This is a genomic window from Acinetobacter calcoaceticus (assembly GCF_051947995.1).
Lineage (GTDB): Bacteria > Pseudomonadota > Gammaproteobacteria > Pseudomonadales > Moraxellaceae > Acinetobacter.
On sequence record NZ_JBLVVH010000092.1, the window covers coordinates 1 to 207 of the forward strand.

The window sequence follows — 207 nt, forward strand, 5'->3', positions numbered from 1 at the left end:
TGAAGTTGCACAGGTATTGCTGACGTGTGCCCTGATCGATCACCAGATCCACATAGAATGATGCAGGCTGACTTTGGTAAACTCGCCAGAAAGCCATCATCTTGTTGAAGTCGGCTTTGCTTAAGCTCCAGTTCACATCGACAATGTGGCTGTTACGTTTTACATCGATGTAATAACGGCCACGGCCACCATCAAACTGCTGGCGTT

General features: G+C 47.8%; 1 pseudogene. It reads right to left on the reverse strand.

Annotated elements, in window-relative coordinates:
• A pseudogene (locus ACNQO6_RS18680) lies at window positions 1–207 on the reverse strand (hypothetical protein); the annotation flags it as partial.